We start from the raw sequence: 367 nt of genomic DNA on the forward strand, positions 1-367 counted from the left end.
CGCCGAACATTGCCGCAGCTGCCACACCCAATCCACATCACCCCTCCTCGCAAGGCATGGTGCAGGCGCTTGGCGTCTTCATCGATGCGCTATTGATCTGCACCGCAACAGGGCTGATGATCGTGCTGTCCGGGGTGCTTGTGCCGGGCGGCGAGTTGACCGGTACGCCACTAACCCAGGCTGCCTTGACTGCCCATATCGGCGGTGCAGGGCATTACTTCATTGCGATCGCGATCTTCTTCTTCGCCTGGACTTCGGTGCTCGGCAACTATTCCTATGCCGAGAATGCTCTGGTCTATCTTGGATTGGACAACAAGATCGGTCTGACGTCAGCGCGTATCGGGCTGCTGTTGATGGTACTCTGGGG

The 367-nt window shown here is 58.6% G+C and carries 1 protein-coding gene; it reads left to right on the forward strand.

What is annotated here, in order from left to right:
• The coding region (locus tag PL640_RS25580; protein WP_271363878.1) for an alanine:cation symporter family protein at window positions 1–367 on the forward strand (367 nt) is incomplete at both ends.

The sequence above is a fragment of the Agrobacterium sp. ST15.16.024 genome, assembly GCF_027956545.1.
Taxonomy (GTDB): domain Bacteria; phylum Pseudomonadota; class Alphaproteobacteria; order Rhizobiales; family Rhizobiaceae; genus Agrobacterium; species Agrobacterium cucumeris.